Origin of the sequence: Xanthomonas sp. NCPPB 3761 (assembly GCF_041475705.2) — a bacterium.
Taxonomy (GTDB): Bacteria; Pseudomonadota; Gammaproteobacteria; order Xanthomonadales; family Xanthomonadaceae; genus Xanthomonas; species Xanthomonas phaseoli.
In genome coordinates, this window is record NZ_CM191262.1 from 2,267,517 (window position 1) to 2,286,556 (window position 19,040).

At 64.4% G+C, this 19,040-nt stretch carries 9 protein-coding genes, 5 tRNA genes and 1 pseudogene; 5 read left to right on the forward strand and 10 right to left on the reverse strand.

The window, feature by feature from the left end; genetic code table 11:
* Positions 1-366 precede the first annotated feature (366 nt).
* Both ACCQ00_RS09975 and ACCQ00_RS09980 read right to left on the reverse strand, forming a co-directional pair.
* Entirely contained in the window at positions 367-3,762 is a 3,396-nt protein-coding gene (locus ACCQ00_RS09975) for a PAS domain S-box protein (protein WP_372354117.1), read from the reverse strand.
* A 191-nt stretch (positions 3,763-3,953) separates the two neighbouring features.
* Complete coding sequence (locus ACCQ00_RS09980) at positions 3,954-4,334, reverse strand: response regulator (protein ID WP_017157545.1); 381 nt, start codon at positions 4,332-4,334, stop codon at positions 3,954-3,956.
* A 138-nt stretch (positions 4,335-4,472) separates the two neighbouring features.
* Between ACCQ00_RS09980 and ACCQ00_RS09985 the strand changes: the two genes are divergently transcribed.
* Positions 4,473-4,559 (forward strand) — tRNA-Leu (locus tag ACCQ00_RS09985).
* Between the two features lie 388 nt (positions 4,560-4,947).
* Positions 4,948-5,124, forward strand: a complete 177-nt coding sequence (locus tag ACCQ00_RS09990; RefSeq protein ID WP_017157544.1) for a hypothetical protein — start codon at positions 4,948-4,950, stop codon at positions 5,122-5,124.
* A gap of 290 nt (positions 5,125-5,414) precedes the next feature.
* Here ACCQ00_RS09990 and ACCQ00_RS09995 read toward each other — a convergent pair.
* The 6 genes from ACCQ00_RS09995 to ACCQ00_RS10020 all read right to left on the reverse strand — a co-directional run bounded on the left by ACCQ00_RS09995 (position 5,415) and on the right by ACCQ00_RS10020 (position 7,519).
* Positions 5,415-5,490, reverse strand: a tRNA-Glu gene (locus ACCQ00_RS09995).
* Positions 5,491-5,537: 47 nt separating this feature from the next.
* Positions 5,538-5,613: transfer RNA gene (locus tag ACCQ00_RS10000), tRNA-Ala, on the reverse strand.
* A gap of 753 nt (positions 5,614-6,366) precedes the next feature.
* Positions 6,367-6,442 (reverse strand) — tRNA-Glu (locus ACCQ00_RS10005).
* A 47-nt stretch (positions 6,443-6,489) separates the two neighbouring features.
* Positions 6,490-6,565 (reverse strand) — tRNA-Ala (locus ACCQ00_RS10010).
* 91 nt (positions 6,566-6,656) lie between these two features.
* The gene (locus ACCQ00_RS10015) at positions 6,657-7,118 is read right to left on the reverse strand and encodes a c-type cytochrome (protein WP_039567510.1); all 462 of its coding nucleotides are present in this window, start codon (positions 7,116-7,118) and stop codon (positions 6,657-6,659) included.
* An 8-nt stretch (positions 7,119-7,126) separates the two neighbouring features.
* The gene (locus ACCQ00_RS10020) at positions 7,127-7,519 is read right to left on the reverse strand and encodes a c-type cytochrome (RefSeq protein ID WP_033473913.1); all 393 of its coding nucleotides are present in this window, start codon (positions 7,517-7,519) and stop codon (positions 7,127-7,129) included.
* Between the two features lie 204 nt (positions 7,520-7,723).
* Between ACCQ00_RS10020 and ACCQ00_RS10025 the strand changes: the two genes are divergently transcribed.
* The 3 genes and pseudogenes from ACCQ00_RS10025 (at position 7,724) to ACCQ00_RS10035 (ending at position 15,446) form a co-directional block, all read left to right on the forward strand.
* Positions 7,724-8,857, forward strand: coding sequence for an efflux RND transporter periplasmic adaptor subunit (locus ACCQ00_RS10025; RefSeq protein ID WP_039567505.1), 1,134 nt, complete (start codon positions 7,724-7,726; stop codon positions 8,855-8,857).
* Positions 8,854-12,363: pseudogene (locus ACCQ00_RS10030) on the forward strand (efflux RND transporter permease subunit). Before ACCQ00_RS10025 ends, ACCQ00_RS10030 begins: the two are co-directional and overlap by 4 nt.
* Entirely contained in the window at positions 12,360-15,446 is a 3,087-nt protein-coding gene (locus ACCQ00_RS10035) for an efflux RND transporter permease subunit (RefSeq protein ID WP_039583482.1), read from the forward strand. Before ACCQ00_RS10030 ends, ACCQ00_RS10035 begins: the two are co-directional and overlap by 4 nt.
* Positions 15,447-16,359: 913 nt before the next feature.
* On the opposite strand, the gene ACCQ00_RS10040 is transcribed toward ACCQ00_RS10035, so the two are convergent.
* Positions 16,360-17,019: a bifunctional 4-hydroxy-2-oxoglutarate aldolase/2-dehydro-3-deoxy-phosphogluconate aldolase gene (locus ACCQ00_RS10040; RefSeq protein WP_017156600.1), complete on the reverse strand. Its 660-nt coding sequence runs from the start codon at positions 17,017-17,019 to the stop codon at positions 16,360-16,362.
* Between the two features lie 52 nt (positions 17,020-17,071).
* Entirely contained in the window at positions 17,072-18,988 is a 1,917-nt protein-coding gene (gene edd / locus ACCQ00_RS10045; protein WP_017156601.1) for a phosphogluconate dehydratase, read from the reverse strand.
* Positions 18,989-19,040: the final 52 nt, after the last annotated feature.

Sequence of the window (19,040 nt, forward strand, 5' to 3'; positions counted from 1 at the left end):
AACAAACCACCCGCCAGCTGCCTGGTACGGTGTCCTCGCCACTTGCGGGACCGTTGATGGCATGGATGCCGCCATCGAGCCCCTAGGGATGGGTTCACGGCGTATCCCGCACGTGGCGAGGGCACTGCCAGCTCGACCAGCCGAACTAGAAAGTGAGCGCACGCCGTGCAGCCAGGCTTCGTCAATTTGGCCGATCAGTGACAAGGTGATTTGCTGAGCTACCTACGCGAGCGGCGAGGCATCGCACCCCCGACTCACCAAGCGTTTCACCGTCTCAACACTGCAATAAGTAAACGACTTCGGTACAGGCAAGCATCCTGAGTCTGCCGGTCGGCGACGAAGTCATCGACCGAGCACGCTCCAGTGCTATTCCAGCGCAGCCCGCACCGCGTGCGTGGGCAAGATCAGGCGTTCGATCAGATCGACTAGCCCGGGTGGTTCCACCGGCTTGCCCATGTGCGCATCGAAGCCAGCGACTACCGCGCGGTCGCGGTCTTCTTCGCGGACATAGGCGGTAAGGGCGATGGCCGGGATATGGCGCGGCAGATCGGCGCGGCCCGAACGCACGGTGCGGATCAAGTCGTAGCCATCGCGCAAGGGCATTGCGATATCGCTGACCAATACATCGAAGTGCGCGTTCGCCAAGCAGTGCTCGGCCGCGTCCACCGACCCGGCAGCCTGCACCTGCGCCCCGGCCAGCATCAGGAACTGCATCACCGCTTCGCGCGAATCCTGATCGTCGTCGACCAGCAGGACGCGCACGCCAGCCAGGCGGTCGCGGCACTCGTCCGGCAGGGCGCCCACATGGGTGGTGTCTGCCGAGGCAGGGCGCAGGTCGCTCACGCCGTGCTGGAACGGCAACACGATGGTGAATCGCGCGCCCTGGCCTTCGCCTGCGCTGGAGGCGCCCAGGTTGCCGCCATGCAGGTCCACCAACTGACGCGAGATCGACAGGCCTAACCCCAGGCCGCCCACGCGCCGGGTAGTGCCTGCATCGGCCTGACGAAAACGGTCGAACACATGCGGCAGGAAATCCGCCGCAATGCCGATCCCGGTGTCCTGCACGCACAGCCGCAGGCGCTCGACTTCGACGTCCATCGCCACTCGCACCGTGCCGCCGGCAGGGGTGAACTTCAGCGCATTGCTGAGCAGGTTGGTCAACACCTGCTGCAGTCGCCCGGCATCGCCGAAGAACCACAGTTCGCCATCGCAAGGCGCATCCAGCTCCAGCGCGATCTTGCGCGTCAACGCAGTGGGTTGCATGAGTTCCAGCACGCTGCGCACCAACCCTGCAATATCGAAATGCTCGGCCTGCAGGCGGATCTTGCCGGACAGGATCGCGCTCATATCCAGCAGGTCGTCGATGATCTGCGTCTGCGCGCGTGCACTGCGTTCGATGATCACCAGGCCCCGGCCAAGATTGGCCGGATCTGCGATGTCCGACTGCATCAACCGCGACCAACCCAGGATTGCGTTGAGTGGCGTGCGCAACTCATGGCTGAGCGTGGCCAGGAATTCGTCCTTGACCCGGTTGGCATGTTCGGCCTGTGCGCGCGCGGCGGTTTCCGCCTGCAACGACAGCTTGAGCTTGGCATCCACCCGCGTGCGTTCGATCACGATGCCGGCCAGGTGCGAGGCCGAGCGCGCCATCGCCTGCTCGCGTAATGACGGCAGGTGAGGGCGGTCGTAATAGATATTGAGCGTGCCCAATACCTGCCCGTTGCTGGCCAGGATCGGGGTGACGCAACACGCGGCGATGCCCATCGCCGCCGAGATCGCATGGTGGCTGCTGAAGCTTGCATCGGCCTGGATATCGGCACAGATCACCTGACGACCCAAGTGCGCCGACAGGGCGCAAGGCGGACCCTCCGGTCCGATCGGCGATGGCTCGAAGTGCCCGCTGTACTCGATCGGAAAATGCGGTGCCGAGCCGAAACTCAAGGTGTGGCGGACCTCATCACGCACCATCACCGAGCAGTAAAACGGGATTTCCCCGCGTGCCTCCACACTCAATGCGATCGCATCCAGCACTACCGGCAATGGTGCGCCGGTGGTGATCAAACTCAGGATCGCGCGGTCGGAAGCGGTGGCGTCTTCGATGTGCTTGCGTTCGGAGATGTCGGTGAGCGAGCCGATGTGCCCCAGAAACCGTCCGTCGCTGGCGAAGTGCGGCGACGCAGTGTCGATGCACCAGCGGTATTGCCCGTCGTGGCGGCGCACGCGGTATTCGGCGAGGAATTCGCCGCGTTGATTGAGGGCCTGTTCGAAGGCATGCCGCACGCGTGCCGCATCGTCGGGATGCATCACATCCCACCAGCCCTGGTCCAGTGCCTGGTCTTCCCCCTGTCCGGTGAAGTTGTACCAGCGTGGATTCCAGTACACGCAATCGCCCTGTGCGTCGGCCATCCAGATCATCGCGGGCACCGTCTCGCAGAGCGCACGGAAGCGCACTTCGCTTTCGCGTAACTGCTGTTCGAATGCGCGCCGGTCATGAATGTCGGTGTAGGTACCGATCCACTCGCTGATGCTGCCATCGTCGCCGCGCACCGGTAGCGCGCGTACCAGGTGCCAGCGCGATTGCCCATCGTGACGCAGCAGTTCGCACTCTACCTCGAAGGCACGCTGGCCCTTCAATGCCAGGCTCCAGGCCTGCTCGGACAGGCGCAGACCATCGGCAGTGTGCGCGCGGTGCCAGGCGGCATCTTCGTTGTTGGAAGGATCCAGGCCGGTGTACTCGTACCAGCGCTGATTGAAGTAGTGCGGCCGTCCGTCCGGATCGGCAATGAAGATGATCTGCGGCAGCGTATTGGCGAGGCGGCGCAGGCGCGCTTCGTTGGCCGCGAGTTGCTGCTGCGCCTTGGCCCGTTGCATCGATTCCCAGCAGCGGGCCACGACCAATCGCACCAGTTCGATCTCCGCCGACAGCCAGCGCCGTGGTGCACGCTGATGGACGCCGATCGCGGCCACCAATCGGTCGTGCTTGTGCAACGGGATGGCCAGCGAGGCGCGCAAGCCGGAGCGACGGTACTGCTCGGCCACATAGTCCGGTGCACCCGGCGCCATCGCATCGGTCGTGAACCAGGGGCGGTTTTCCAGCAGCGCATCGCGTAGGCCTTGTGCGGCCTCCAGCGGGAAATCGCCCTGGAGGCTCGGCATATCCTGCACATGGTCGCTGATGACATGCATGGTACTGCCATCGGCAGCGACCAGACCGAATGCGCAACGGTTCGCCTGTAGATGTTCGCCAAGCAAGCGCACGCTGGTGTCGATGATCTGCCGCGGATCGGACACATGCTGCAGTGCGTCTTCCAGCATCAATAAAAAACTGTCGCGACTATCGCTGCGACGTTGTTCGCTGACATGAGGCGTTGAGCCTGCAACGCCGATGTAGAGCGTGCCTAACTGCTCGCCCGTTTGCAGCACTGGGCTGCATGACCAACTCGCCAGATCCAGGGCCATTGTCGCCACTGGCTCGCCATCGCCATCAGCAGCACACTTCAGCGCCGCAAGCGGCTGCCCGAAAGCGGCCGGATGGCGTGGCCCCAGTCGTTCAATGCAGGCATCGTTGTAGATGCAGCGATCGTCGCGGCCCCAGACGAGCAGCATCGGAACGTGCGCATGCAAGCAGATCGATAGTGCTGTGCGCAGCGCGGGGCTGTTGCCCAACAGCGCATCCGCAGCGTGCACGGAAGCGGCTAGCAATGCTGCAGTTTCGCTCGTCTCCGGCAGCAAGCCGGCCAACGGCGACACGGCGATCTCCATCCAGCGACCCGCCCGTCATTCTTAGATGGCAAATTCTAGTAGTAACCGGCCTGCACCGGCAGCGCCGCGGAAGCGGCGATTCAGCTAATCGATGCCCGCGCACTGCAGAACAGCGCGTCGATGGCAGGAAGATCGGGTATTGGGGGGCGGGCATGCGGCCCGCACCGGGGCAGTGCGGCAGGCGTTGCTGCTCAGCCCCCGGCGTCGCGCAACTCGCGCGCTCTGGACAGGGCGCCAACCAGTTCTTCGGACAGATACGGCTTGATCAGGATGACGCCATGTTCGAATCCGCTCGGGATGCTGCCAATGGCAACGCCGGTCGCCAGCACAAACGGGATACCGCGCTCGGACAACAGGCGTGCGACCGGTTCGCTGGTTTCGCCATTGCCCAGGCGATAGTCCAGCACTGCGATATCCGGTGCGTCGGTGTTGATCAGCTGCAGGGCATCGCGCACTTCGCCGACCGGGCCCATGACGACGGCACCGGCCTGAACTAGCTGCAGATCGAGCAGCATGGCATTCATGTCATCGTTTTCGACCACGAGTACCCGAACTCCACGCAACACCGACATTGCTTACTCCTTCACTTAGTCGGCCAGTATATCGGGACTGCCCGTACGCAGCGCTGCAGACCCCGCTTGCACCTGAATTCGTCAGGCGCAAACTGACACTGTTCGTTTCAACAACAAGTCGCTATACTGCGCGGCCACGCCGAAGTGGCGGAATCGGTAGACGCAGCGGACTCAAAATCCGCCGCCCTTAAAAGCGTGTGGGTTCGAGTCCCACCTTCGGCACCAAGTTATTGCAGCACCAGCGAAAGCCCTTCTGGAGAAGTCCGGTGGGGCTTTTTGCTGTGTGGCGTTTCGGCAGGATGTAGGGCGTCGTTGACCATTGCGCAGCCAACGAGGATGGCGACCTCGGCGCACCCGGGACGCGGAAGAGCTGAGCACGAGAGCGGGGGGCGTGATCGGCGCATGGTTTACGACTGGCGTCGGGAGTCGATTCGCTTGCAAGTGCTTCTGCGTGGCGCAGATGCCTGATTGCCAAGTTCGTCCATCGGCACGCAACGCATCAGGCACACAGCTGCCGCGCGCCATGCAGTGTGCAGGCAGTGGATGACGTGGCAGGCACGCGACCGTCACGCTGCTTGCGTACCGTGGGAGTCTCTTTCGAGCAGGTGACCCCATGGACTTCGATACTTCGCAACAGCTGCGCATCCTGCGCGACATCCACGACACCAAGCCGGTAGCCGACGAAGAGGGAAACTGGGCGGTACGCGCCGGCTATGCCACGCAAGCCGAAGATGGCGACATCGACCTGACGCACGAGGGTCGCAAGGCGCTGGATAGCGGGCAGACCTGAGCCTTCCGCACAGTGCTTTGTGCGCTGGCGTTGAGATCGAGCGGAGGCTTTATTTATTGCAATAGCCTGCGATGGGTTCCTGCATCGCGCTCAGAACGTATTGCGAGGTGGCGAGATGATCAGCCAGCGATGTAGCGGCTTGCGCGTGCAGCGGGGTGTTACATGCAACTTTCGCCAGCCAGACGCGCTTGCACGTGCACTGGCTCCAGCCCGCAAGGGCCGCAATGCGTCCGCACGCAGGTGAGGCACAGGCAAAAAAAACCCCGGCAGTGCCGGGGCTTTTAGATGATTGGCGTCCCCACGGGGATTCGAACCCCGGTGTCCACCGTGAAAGGGTGGTGTCCTAGGCCTCTAGACGATGGGGACGCGTATCAAAACCTCGTTGTCCACTTGAGACGGCCTAATGTCTGAAGTGGTGGAGCCAGGCGAGATCGAACCGCCGACCTCCTGCATGCCATGCAGGCGCTCTCCCAGCTGAGCTATGGCCCCGCGTTGCTGCGAGCCGGCAATCATAGCGACATCGCCACGCGATGGGAAGTGGTCTGAGCAAAAAAGTTTTGGCAAAAAGCACCGCCGCCGGACGAGCTGCTGGGTCGCACGCGTCGAGTGCATCGATTGAATAGCAACGGCGCGCACCTGGAGTGCATGGAGCACCTCAATTCTTCGGTGCTTGCGTCGCAATGGATTGCGGAGGTAGCGAAATGGGCGCACTGGATGCATTGATGCCAGTGTGCGCTTACTTCTCAGCTGTCGATTTGCGAGCAACGGCTATGCGGCCCCGCGCGTCAGGTGCGCTGCGCCTGGTTACACGCGGCACCAGATCTTGCGTCCCGTGCTCGCCGTTATCATGGCCTGCGTTAGAGCACGACCATCGCGCACATTGCGTTCTCGGCGTCGCGATCTTTAGCGACGTCGCTGGAAAGGTCACAACGTGCAACTGCGATGGTGGGCAGCGCCATCTTTGGCAGGGGGAAGCCGACATGCGAACGCTCGTAGGTTTGAGGAATGCTGCAACTCGTCAGTTGCTTGGATCAAGCAGGCGTTGGCAGCGCTGGCCTATCGACCAGCCGTGCGCTCGATCGACCAGCACCAAAGCGCCGCGGCATCCGCGGGAGACATTCGACTCTTTCTATCCGCTGCATCATGCTGATGAAGCAGGGTATGTCCAACGTCCCTTGGAACCAGATTCGGCCTGGTGAGCGGCAAAAAAAAGCCCCGGCAGTGCCGGGGCTTCTGGATGATTGGCGTCCCCACGGGGATTCGAACCCCGGTGTCCACCGTGAAAGGGTGGTGTCCTAGGCCTCTAGACGATGGGGACGCGTATCAAAACCTCGTTGTCCACTTGAGACGGCCTAATGTCTGAAGTGGTGGAGCCAGGCGGGATCGAACCGCCGACCTCCTGCATGCCATGCAGGCGCTCTCCCAGCTGAGCTATGGCCCCACGAAACTGAGAACGAAATGATAGCGGCCTGTTAATGTTCGCGCAAGCGCTTTTTCATTCCGAATGAGACGGTGCGGCGTCCGCCTCGGACTCAGTTGACGCCGTGCAGATCGCGCAACTGCGTCTGACGCGCGCCGAAGTACGCCGCCAGGTCGGCGATGTCCTGATCGCTGAGCGCGGTGGCCTGCGCGGTCATCAACGGGTGCTGGCGGTCACCGCTGCGATAGGCCTGAAGCGCATGCGCAAGGTAGTCGCCGTATTGGCCGCCGAGTTTGGGATAGCTGGGATCGATCGGCGCATTGCCATCGGCACCGTGGCAGTCCACGCAGCTCTGGCCGGTCGCCTTGCCCTTGGCATGGGCGAGTTTGTCGCCAGCGTCGGCGCGGCCGGTGGGCAGACCTGCCGACGAGCCGGAGCCGTGCTCGCCGCTGGCGTGGCCGGGATCCCCCGCGGAGTGGTCGGTGGACTCAACCTGGGATTGGGAGCAGGCCGCCAACGTAAGGGCAGCGACCAGGACGATGGCTAGACGCGGAGCGTGCAGGGCGTTCGGCATGTGGGCGCTTACTTGAGGGTGGACAGAAAGGCGGAGATGTCGGCGATGTCCTGCTCAGAAAAGCTCTGCGCCTGTGCCTGCATGGTTGGATGTTTGCGCTTGCCCTGGCGGTATTCGGTCAATGCCTGGGTCAGATACTGGCTGGTCTGGCCGCCGATCTTGGGCACGCGATAACTGGGGTAGGCGTTCTTATAGCCGGTAACGCCGTGACAGCCCTGGCAGGTATAGGCGAGCAAGCGCCCATTCGACGGGTTGCCGGTCGGCGCGGCAGGGGTTGCCACCGTGGCAGCGGGCGCCGGGGTGGCCGGAGCTGCGGGTGTGGCTTGCGGTGTTGCTGATGCGCCCCCAAACGGCAGGAAGACGACCAGAGCGAGACAAGCGGCGAGCGGCTGCGGGCGCATGGTTTCGTATCCGGAAGACTGATTGAGCGTCCGCACGTGGGGGCGTGACGGAACCGGACCGAGTATGCCTGCGAATTGGCGCGGCGCAAACCGGGTGAATAGGCCAAGTTGAATAGACCATGACCTTTGGCGCATTGGCGGCATGTGCATTTGGGTGGTCTACTTGCCTACAACACCTGTTCACGCATCCACTAGGACACGACGATGTCGCCACTCTCCTTTTTGCCGGGCCGCAGCGGAACCTGCGCCGCTGCATTGTTGATCACCACGAGCCTGTTGCTGGGCGGTTGCAAGGCTGGAGAGGGAGAGGCCAAGGCGGCCGAGGAAAAGAAGGCCGTCGATGCAGTGCCGGTGGAAATCGCCAAGGTTGCGCGCCGTGCGGTGGCCGCCAGTTACACCGGCACCGCTGCGCTGGAGCCACGCGCCGAGGCGCAAGTGGTGGCCAAGACCTCGGGCGTTGCGCTGTCGGTGATGGTGGAAGAGGGGCAGAAGGTGTCGGCGGGCCAGGCGCTGGTGCGCCTGGATCCGGATCGCGCGCATCTGGCGGTGGCGCAGAGCGAAGCGCAGCTGCGCAAACTGGAAAACAGCTATCGCCGCGCCACGCAGTTGGTGGGGCAGCAGTTGGTCAGCGCCGCAGATGTGGACCAACTTAAATTCGATGTCGAAAACATCCGTGCACAGCACCGGCTTGCATCGTTGGAGCTGTCGTACACCACGGTGCAGGCGCCGATCTCCGGCGTGATCGCATCGCGCTCGATCAAGACCGGCAACTTCGTGCAGATCAACACGCCGATCTTCCGCATCGTCGACGATTCGCAGCTGGAGGCCACGCTCAACGTGCCCGAACGCGAATTGGCCACGCTCAAATCGGGCCAGCCGGTCACCTTGCTGGCTGATGCGCTGCCGGGCCAACAATTCGTCGGCAAGGTGGACCGTATCGCGCCGGTGGTGGACTCGGGCAGCGGCACGTTTCGTGTGGTCTGCGCATTCGGCCAGGGGGCCGAAGCGTTGCAGCCGGGCATGTTCGGGCGCATCCGCATCGATTACGACCAGCGCAAGGACGCGTTGGTGATTCCGCGCCTGGCGTTGTTGGACGATGGCGAACCGGCTGTCTTCGTGGTGCGCAACGGCAAGGCCAGCCGCGTTCCGGTGAAACTGGGCTATGCCGAAGGGCCGTGGCTGGAAGTGCGGCAGGGCCTGAAGGAAGGCGACCAGGTGGTGACTGCCGGCAAGGTGGCGCTGCGCGACGGCACTGCGGTGCAAGTGATCGGCCAACCCGATCGCAAGCCGGTCGCGACCAAGGCCGCTGCACCCGCACATGACGAGACGCACGCATGAGCGAGAACGGCAACCCGCACGGACCCGTGCACGATCCGCATGCGCCACTGCCTGGCGGCGGTGGCCTGGTGGCCTTCGCCACGCGGCGGCGTGTGACCATCGCCATGATCACCGTGACCATGCTGCTGTTCGGGCTGATCGCGTTGCGCAGCCTCAAGGTCAATCTGCTGCCCGATCTAAGCTATCCCACACTCACCGTACGCACCGAATACACCGGCGCTGCGCCGGCGGAAATCGAAACGCTGGTGACCGAGCCGGTGGAAGAAGCCGTCGGCGTGGTCAAGAACCTGCGCAAGCTCAAGTCGATCTCGCGTACCGGGCAGAGCGATGTGGTGCTGGAGTTTGCCTGGGGCACCAATATGGACCAGGCCAGCCTGGAAGTGCGCGACAAGATGGAAGCCTTGTCGCTGCCGCTGGAAACCAAGCCGCCGGTACTGCTGCGCTTCAATCCCTCCACCGAGCCGATCATGCGGCTGGCGTTGTCGCCCAGGCAGGCGCCCGCCTCCGACACCGATGCGATCCGCCAGCTCACCGGCTTGCGTCGCTATGCCGACGAAGACCTGAAAAAGAAGCTCGAACCAGTGGCCGGCGTGGCCGCGGTGAAGGTCGGCGGTGGGCTGGAGGACGAGATCCAGGTCGACATCGACCAACAGAAGCTGGCCCAGCTCAATCTGCCGATCGACAACGTGATCACCCGGCTCAAGGAGGAGAACGTCAACATCTCCGGCGGCCGGCTGGAAGAAGGCTCGCAGCGCTATCTGGTGCGGACGGTGAATCAGTTCGTGGATCTGGACGAGATTCGCAACATGCTGGTGACCACGCAAAGCAGCAGCGGCAGCGCGGCCGAAGCGGCGATGCAGCAGATGTATGCCATTGCAGCGTCCACCGGTTCGCAGGCGGCGCTGGCGGCAGCGGCCGAAGTGCAGAGCACCTCGTCGTCGTCCAGCAGCAGCATTGCCGGTGGCATGCCGGTACGGCTGAAGGACGTGGCGCAGGTGCGCCAGGGCTACAAGGAACGCGAAGCGATCATCCGGCTTGGCGGCAAGGAAGCGGTGGAGCTGGCGATCTACAAGGAAGGCGATGCCAATACCGTGTCCACGGCGGCGGCGCTGCGCAAGCGCCTGGAGCAGCTCAAGGCGACCGTGCCGGGCGATGTGGAAATCACCACGATCGAGGACCAATCGCACTTCATCGAGCATGCGATCAGCGATGTCAAAAAAGATGCGGTGATTGGCGGCGTGCTGGCGATCCTGATCATCTTCCTGTTCCTGCGCGATGGCTGGAGCACGTTCGTGATCAGCCTGTCGTTGCCGGTGTCGATCATCACCACGTTCTTCTTCATGGGCCAGCTGGGGCTGAGCCTCAACGTGATGTCGCTGGGCGGGCTGGCGCTGGCCACCGGCCTGGTGGTGGACGATTCGATCGTGGTACTGGAGAGCATTGCCAAGGCGCGCGAACGCGGCTTGAGCGTGCTGGATGCGGCCATCGCCGGCACCCGCGAAGTGAGCATGGCGGTGATGGCATCCACCTTGACCACCATTGCGGTATTCCTGCCATTGGTGTTCGTCGAAGGCATCGCCGGGCAGCTGTTCCGCGACCAGGCATTGACAGTGGCGATCGCGATCGCGATCTCGCTGGTGGTGTCGATGACGCTGATCCCGATGCTGAGCTCGCTCAAGGGTGCGCCGCCGATGGCGTTCCCGGACGAGCCGAGCCATCCGGATTGGCAGCCCGAGCAGCGTTGGCTCAAGCCGGTGGCGGCTGGCCGGCGTGGTGCAGGTGCGAGCGTGCGCTATGGCTTTTTCGCTGCGGCGTGGGCCGTGGTGAAGGTGTGGCGCGGGTTGAGCCGCGTGGTGGGGCCGGTAATGCGCAAGGCCAGCGACCTGGCGATGGCGCCGTATGCCCGTGCCGAGCGTGGCTATCTGGGGATGTTGCCGGCGGCGCTGCGGCGGCCCTGGTTGGTGCTGGGACTGGCCGCGGCGGCGTTCATCGGGACGGTGTTTCTGGTGCCGATGCTGGGCGCGGATCTGATTCCGCAGCTGGCGCAGGACCGCTTCGAAATGACCGTCAAGCTGCCCTCCGGCACGCCGCTGGCGCAGACCGATGCAGTGGTGCGCGAGTTGCAGCTGGCGCACGACAAGGACCCGGGCGTTGCCTCGCTGTACGGCGTCAGCGGTAGCGGCACGCGGTTGGATGCCAACCCCACCGAGAGCGGCGAGAACATCGGCAAGCTCACCGTGGTGATGGCTGGCGGCGGTAGCCCGGCGGTGGAAGCGGCGGCGACCGAGCGGCTGCGCAGCAGCATGGTCGGGCACCCGGGCGCGCAGGTGGATTTCGCGCGGCCGGCGTTGTTCAGCTTTTCGACACCGCTGGAAGTGGAACTGCGCGGCCAGGATCTGGGCGAGCTGGAACGCGCCGGGCAGAAGTTGGCCGCGATGCTGCGCGCCAACGGCCACTACGCCGACGTCAAATCGACGGTAGAAGAGGGCTTCCCGGAAATCCAGATCCGTTAGGACCAGGAGCGCGCCGGTGCCTTGGGGCTGACCACGCGGCAGATCGCCGATGTCATCGTCAAAAAGGTGCGCGGCGATGTGGCCACGCGCTACAGCTTCCGCGATCGCAAGATCGATGTGCTGGTGCGTGCGCAGCAAGCCGACCGCGCCAGTGTGGATGCGATCCGTCAGCTGATCGTCAACCCGGGTAGCAGCCGTCCGGTGCGCTTGGCGGCGGTTGCCGAGGTGTTGGCGACGACGGGGCCGAGCGAGATCCATCGTGCCGACCAGACCCGCGTGGCGATCGTGTCGGCCAGCCTGAAGGACATCGACCTGGGCGGTGCGGTGCGCGAAGTGGAAACGATGGTGCGCAAGGACCCGCTTGCGGCCGGCGTGGGCATGCACATCGGCGGGCAGGGCGAGGAGCTGGCGCAATCGGTGAAGTCGTTGCTGTTCGCGTTCGGGCTGGCGATCTTCCTGGTGTACCTGGTGATGGCTTCGCAGTTCGAGTCGCTGCTGCATCCGTTCGTCATCCTGTTCACGATCCCGCTGGCAATGGTCGGTGCGGTGCTGGCCCTGCTGATGACCGGCAAGCCGATCTCGGTGGTGGTGTTCATCGGCCTGATCTTGCTGGTGGGCCTGGTGACCAAGAACGCGATCATCCTGATCGACAAGGTCAACCAGCTGCGCGAAGACGGCGTGCCCAAGCGCGAGGCGCTGATCGAAGGCGCGCGTTCACGCCTGCGGCCGATCATCATGACCACCTTGTGCACCCTGTTCGGCTTCCTGCCGCTGGCGGTGGCGATGGGCGAAGGCGCTGAGGTGCGCGCGCCGATGGCCATTACCGTGATCGGCGGGTTGCTGGTCTCGACCTTGCTGACCCTGCTGGTGATACCGGTGGTCTACGACCTGCTGGATCGCCGTGCCGATGCGTATTACCTGGAGCGTGGCCGGCGCATGGCCGGGCAACGCACGCAGGCGGCGGGCAACCCCGACGGGCTGGAGGCACTATGAGCGTTGCCGCCTTCAGCATCCGCCGGCCGGTCACCACCATCATGTGCTTCGTGTCGCTGGTGGTGGTGGGCTTGATCGCGGCGTTCCGCCTGCCGCTGGAGGCGCTGCCGGATATTTCCGCGCCATTCCTGTTCGTGCAATTGCCCTACACCGGCTCCACGCCGGACGAGGTGGAACGCAACCTGGTGCGGCCCGCCGAGGAAGCGCTGGCGACGATGACCGGCATCAAGCGCATGCGCTCGACCGCCACCGCCGACGGCGCGAACATCTTCATCGAATTCTCCGACTGGGACCGCGATATCGCCATCGCCGCATCCGATGCGCGCGAGCGATTGGACGCGGTGCGCGACGATTTCCCGGAGGATCTGCAGCGCTTCCACGTCTTCAAATGGTCCAGCAGCGACGAGCCGGTGCTCAAGGTGCGCCTGGCCAGCCAAACCGATCTGACCGGCGCGTACGACATGCTCGATCGGGAGTTCAAGCGGCGCATCGAGCGTATCCCCGGCGTGGCCAAGGTGGAGATTTCCGGTGCGCCGCCGAACGAGGTCGAGATCGCGATCGCACCGGATCGGCTCACCGCGCACGATCTCAGCCTCAACGACCTGAGCGAGCGCCTGGGCAAGCTGAATTTCTCGGTGTCTGCAGGCCAGATCGACGACAACGGCCAGCGCATCCGGGTGCAGCCGATCGGCGAGCTGCGCGACCTGCAGGAATTGCGCGAGCTGGTGCTCAATGCCAAGGGCGTGCGGCTGGGCGACATTGCCGAGGTGCGGCTCAAGCCGACGCGCATGAATTACGGGCGGCGCCTGGACGGGCGCCCGGCCATCGGCCTGGATGTCTACAAGGAGCGCAGCGCCAATCTGGTGGAGGTATCGAAGGCGGCGTTGAAAGAGGTTGAAGACATCCGCGCCCAACCGGCGCTCCGCGACGTGCAGGTCAAGGTGATCGACAACCAGGGCAAGGCGGTGACCTCGTCGCTGGCCGAACTGGCCGAAGCCGGCGCGGTGGGGCTGCTGCTGTCGATCACGGTGCTGTTCTTCTTCCTGCGGCATTGGCCATCGACGCTGATGGTGACGCTGGCGATTCCGATCTGCTTTGCGATCACGCTGGGCTTCATGTATTTCGTCGGAGTCACGCTCAACATCCTGACCATGATGGGCTTGCTGCTGGCAGTGGGCATGTTGGTGGACAACGCGGTGGTGGTGGTGGAAAGCATCTACCAGGAACGCGAGCGCATGCCCGATCAACCGCAGCTTGCCGCGCTGCTGGGAACGCGCAGCGTGGCCATTGCGCTCAGCGCCGGCACCTTATGCCATTGCATCGTGTTCGTGCCGAATTTGTTCGGCGAAACCAACAACATCAGCATTTTCATGGCGCAGATTGCGATCACCATCTCGGTGTCGTTGCTGGCGTCGTGGCTGGTGGCCATCAGCTTGATTCCGATGTTGTCGGCACGCATGAAAACGCCGCCTATGGTGACCTCCGAGCACGGCGTGATTGCGCGGCTGCAGCGCCGTTACGCCAAGGTGCTGGCGTGGACGTTGGCGCATCGCGGCTGGAGCGTGGCCGGCATCATCCTGGTCAGCGCGATCAGCCTGGTGCCCATGAAGTTGACCAAGGTCGACATGTTCGGTGGCGACGGCGGCAACGAGGCCTTCATCCAATACCAGTGGAAAGGCTCGTACACGCGCGAGCAGCTGGGAGAAGAGATCGGCCGTGTCGAAAACTACCTCCAAGCCAATCGCGCCAAGTACCACATCACGCAGATCTATTCGTGGTTCAGCGAGGTGGAAGGCAGCAATACGGTGGTGACCTTCGATGCGAGCAAGGTCAAGGACCTGCCGCCGCTGCTGGAAAAAATCCGCAAGGAGCTGCCGCGCTCTGCGCGTGCCGATTACAGCATCGGTAACCAGGGCGATGGCGGCAATGGCAACCAAGGCGTGCAAGTGCAGTTGGTTGGCGATTCCACGGACGCACTGAAAGCGCTGGCCGACGATGTGATTCCACTGCTGGCGCAGCGCAAGGAGCTGCGCGACGTGCATGTGGATACGGGCGACCGCACCAGCGAGCTGGCGATTCGCGTCGACCGCGAGCGCGCAGCTGCGTTCGGGTTCAGTGTCGAGCAGGTGGCCAGCTTCGTCGGGTTGGCCTTGCGCGGCACACCGCTGCGCGAGTTCCGCCGCGGCGACAACGAAGTGCCGGTGTGGGTACGGTTCGCCGGCGCCGAGCAGAGCAAGCCGGAAGATCTGGCCAGCTTCACCGTGCGCACCAAGGATGGCCGCAGCGTGCCGTTGCTGAGTCTGGTGGAGGTGCAAATCCGTCCGGCCGCCACCCAGATCGGGCGAACCAATCGGCAGACCACGTTGACCATCAAGGCCAATCTCGCCGAAAAGGTCACGATGCCGGAAGCGCGCGCGGCGATGGAAGCGCCGCTCAAGGCGATGAGTTTTCCCGCCGGCTACAGCTACACCTTCGATGGCGGCGATTACCAGAACGACGGCGAGGCAATGAACCAGATGGTGTTCAACCTGGTGATTGCGTTGGTGATGATCTACGTGGTGATGGCCGCGGTGTTCGAGTCGCTGCTGTTCCCGGCGGCGATCATGAGCGCGGTGCTGTTTTCGATTTTCGGGGTGTTCTGGCTGTTCTGGATCACCGGTACCTCGTTCGGCATCATGTCCTTCATCGGCATCCTGGTGCTGATGGGCGTGGTGGTGAACAACGGCATCGTGATGATCGAGCACATCAACAACCTGCGCCGTCGCGGGATGGGGCGGACACAGGCCCTGGTCGAAGGCTCCCGCGAGCGTTTGCGTCCCATCATGATGACGATGGGCACTGCGATCCTGGCGATGGTGCCGATTTCGCTGACCAGCACCACGATGTTCAGCGATGGCCCGCCGTACTTCCCGATGGCGCGCGCCATCGCCGGCGGCCTGGCGTTTTCGACGGTGGTGAGCCTGCTGTTCCTGCCGACGATCTACGCGATCCTCGACGACATGAGCAGCGGCGCAGCGGCACTGGTACGCCGTGCGCGTGGAGTGCCGAAGACAACGCCAGCGAACGCCGCGTTAGAGTCTTGAAATCAACCGTGCTGAAGTCTTGAACGACGTGAGGCGTCTGAAGCCCCTCTCCCCTTGGGGCGAGAAGGCACAGCTTGCGCGCCACCGGCGCGCGTGCCTTGGAGCGCCCGCGACGTTAGCGCGGGCCGGGGCGCGGAGCGGGGGTTGGGGTGAGGGTGCGGTTTCCCGGTTCGTGCCAAGTATGCGGCTGTCAGACACTGACTTCGGCAGCAGGCGGCAGCGCGGCCGGGCATCGGCTCTTCGGCGCGGCAGACATCCTGTCTGACGCGCCGTCGCGGCACATCCCTGTGCCGCTCTCCGCCAATCCCCGGCCACGCTGCCGCCTCTGCGAGTCGTTATCGCGTTGAGTGAGAAGAAAAGGCAGCTGATTCAGTGTTCGACTTTGGTACGTGCCAATCATCCGCCAAATTCGCTGCACGTCTTCCGGACCTTGACTTCGCAGCTTCAGACAAACCGCCCCGACGCCAACTATTTAGAAGCGCGCGGTTTTTTCCGCCGCTCCTAATCCGCCGCCTTCAAGAGGGACGCGAAGAGGCTCCTGCCTCAACAGCCGAGGCAACGATCAACATCTAGGTCGAGCATGCCCTGCGGCCATCGCTGCTCACCGTTCCGCCAACGCAGGAACATGCGAAGAGTGGTCCGCGGGCGCCGGGGCAGGACCTTACACGACAAGGATGTCGTGTAAGAGCCCCCATGGATGGGTTCACGGCGTGTCCTGCCCCGGCGCCCGCGGGCCGCTCCCACGTATGAAACAAAGGCGTCCGCCAGCAATCTTTCCTCGACCAAAAGCAAAGCGCCAGCAAACCCGGCGTTCCTCATTCAAAACCAAAGCGCCAGCGGATCAACTTTCCCTCGGCTCTCCAGCGTTCCCGGCAACCTGGCTTCCAAGCCGCTGGATACGCCGGCCAGCCAATCAGCCCGCCCGCACCTGCCGCACGATCGCGGCCGCCTTGGCCGAACTTTCCTTGACCTTGTCCCACTGGCCTTGCGCCAGCCAGTCCTTGGGCACCATCCACGAACCGCCGATGCACAGCACGTTCGGCTGCGCCAGGAACTCGGCCGCGTTGGCCTCGCTGATGCCGCCGGTGGGGCAGAGCTTGAGCTCGGACAACGGACCGGCCAGGCCCTTGAGCATCTGCAGACCGCCCACGGCGGTGGCCGGGAACAGCTTGCAGACGCGGAAGCCCAGGCCCATCAGGGTCAACAGTTCGGTCGGCGTGGCTGCGCCAGGTACGGCGGGAATCGGCGCATCCGCCAGCAGGCGCGCCAGCGGCGCCGGTGTGCCCGGGGTCACCAGGAAGTCTGCACCGGCATCCACCGACTGGCGCAGTTGCAGCTCGCTGAGCACGGTGCCGGCACCGATCACGATGTTGGGCAGTTCGCGCTTGAGCATCGCCAGCGCGTCGATCGCCACCGGCGTGCGCAGGGTCAGCTCGATCGCAGGCAGGCCGCCTTCGAGCAGCGCATCGGCGACGCGGCGCGCCTGGTCCAGCGTGTCCACGGTGACTACCGGCAAGATGCCGGCATCGCGTAGCAACTGTTCGGCGGTGTTCTGGGTCTGGGCGATCGTCATTGCAACTCCGGGTGACGGCGACCGCCGGAGCGGTCGCAGAGAGGGAAAGGGGTCAGGCGTCCTTGGACTCGTGCGGTGCTGCCGCGGCAGCGGCATCGGCACCGAGTTCGTACTCGGCGTCGTAGCTCCACAGCGCGCCGTCCGGATGGGTCGGGCCGCAGGAAATCGAAATCGCGCCCTGGTCGGCGGGGCCGACAACCTGGCGGTTGATGGCGAACAGATTGCGTCCCAGGTCGTTGCCGGCAACGGACGTATTGGGTGCAACCTCGCGCGATGCCCATTCTTCGGCCGAGACCAGCACTTCCAGCGTGCCGGCTTCGCCGTCCAGGCGCACGATGTCGCCTTCGCGTACGCGGCCGATCGGGCCGCCGCGCGCCGCTTCGGGCGTCAGGTGGATTGCGGCCGGGAACTTGCCCGATGCACCGGACAGGCGACCGTCGGTGACCAATGCCACCCGCCGGCCCTGGTTCTGCAGCAGGCCCAGCAGCGGCGCCATCGAATGCAGCTCCGGCATGCCGTTTGCGCGCGGGCCCTGATAGCGCAAGACCACCACGAAATCGTGCGGCAGCACGCCGGCGGCGTGCAGCTTGTTGAGCACCTGCGGGGTGTCGATCACCACGGCCGGTGCCTGGATGCTGCGGTGCTGCGGCTTGACGGCCGACAGCTTGATCAACGAGCGGCCGAGGTTGCCGCGCAGCAGGCGCAGCCCGCCTTGCGATTCGAAGGCATCGCCGACCGGACGCGCCACGCTGTCGTCGGCGGTGGTGGCAGTGCCCGGCACGTAGCTCACCTTGCCGTCCTGCAGGCGCGGCTCATTGATGTAGGCACGCATGCCGCCTTCCACCACGGTGGGCAGATCATCGTGCATATAGCCGGCGTCCATCAGCTCGCGGAACACGAACGCCGTGCCGCCCGCGGCCTGGAAGCGATTCACGTCGGCTTCGCCGTTCGGGTAGATGCGCGTCAACAGCGGTACCGTCTGCGAGATCAGGTCCATGTCGTCCCAGGTCAGCACGATGCCGGCTGCACGCGCCACCGCGATCCAGTGGATGGTGTGGTTGGTCGAGCCACCGGTCGCCATCAGCGCGACCACGGCGTTGACGATGGCGCGCTCGTCGATCAGGCGACCGAACGGACGGAAATCCTGACCCAGCGCAGAGATCGCCAATGCACGTGCGGTGCCTTCGCGGGTCAACGCATCACGCAACGGCAGCTCCGGATTGACGAACGAGGCGCCGGGCAGCTGCACGCCCATTGCTTCGAGCAATACCTGGTTGGAGTTGGCTGTGCCGTAGAAGGTGCAGGTCCCGGGCGAGTGGTAGGACGAGGCTTCGGCTTCCAGCAGCTCGGCGCGCGTGGCTTCGCCAGCGGCGTAGCGTTCGCGCACTTCGGCCTTCTGCTTGTTCGGAATGCCCGGCGTCATCGGGCCGGCCGGCATGAAGATCGCCGGCAAATGGCCGAACGCCAGCGCACCGATCAGCAGGCCCGGCACGATCTTGTCGCACACGCCCAGGTACACCACGCTGTCGAACATGTCGTGGCTCAGGCCGATGGCTGTCGCCTGGGCGATGTTGTCGCGCGAAAACAGCGACAGCTCCATGCCCGCGCGGCCCTGGGTCACGCCGTCGCACATCGCCGGCACACCGCCAGCCACTTGTGCGGTGGCACCGAGCGCGCGGGCCGTCTCGCGGATCAGCTGGGGGTAGTGCTCGAACGGCTGATGTGCCGACAACATGTCGTTATAGGCAGTGATGATGCCCAGGTTCGGCGTGGCCGCACCGCGCAGGCGCGATTTGTCGCCCGGTTCGGACGCAGCGAAGCCGTGCGCGAGATTGCCGCAGCTCAACCGGCTACGGAACGGACCCTCACGCAGGGCGGCATCGAGACCGGCCAGATACGCCGCGCGCGAGGGAGCGCTGCGCTTGCGGATACGGTCGGTGACGGCTTGGATATTCGGATGCAGGCTCATTGGCTACCGGCTATGAGAAACGGGGGGAAGGAACGAAATGCTCTTTTAATTC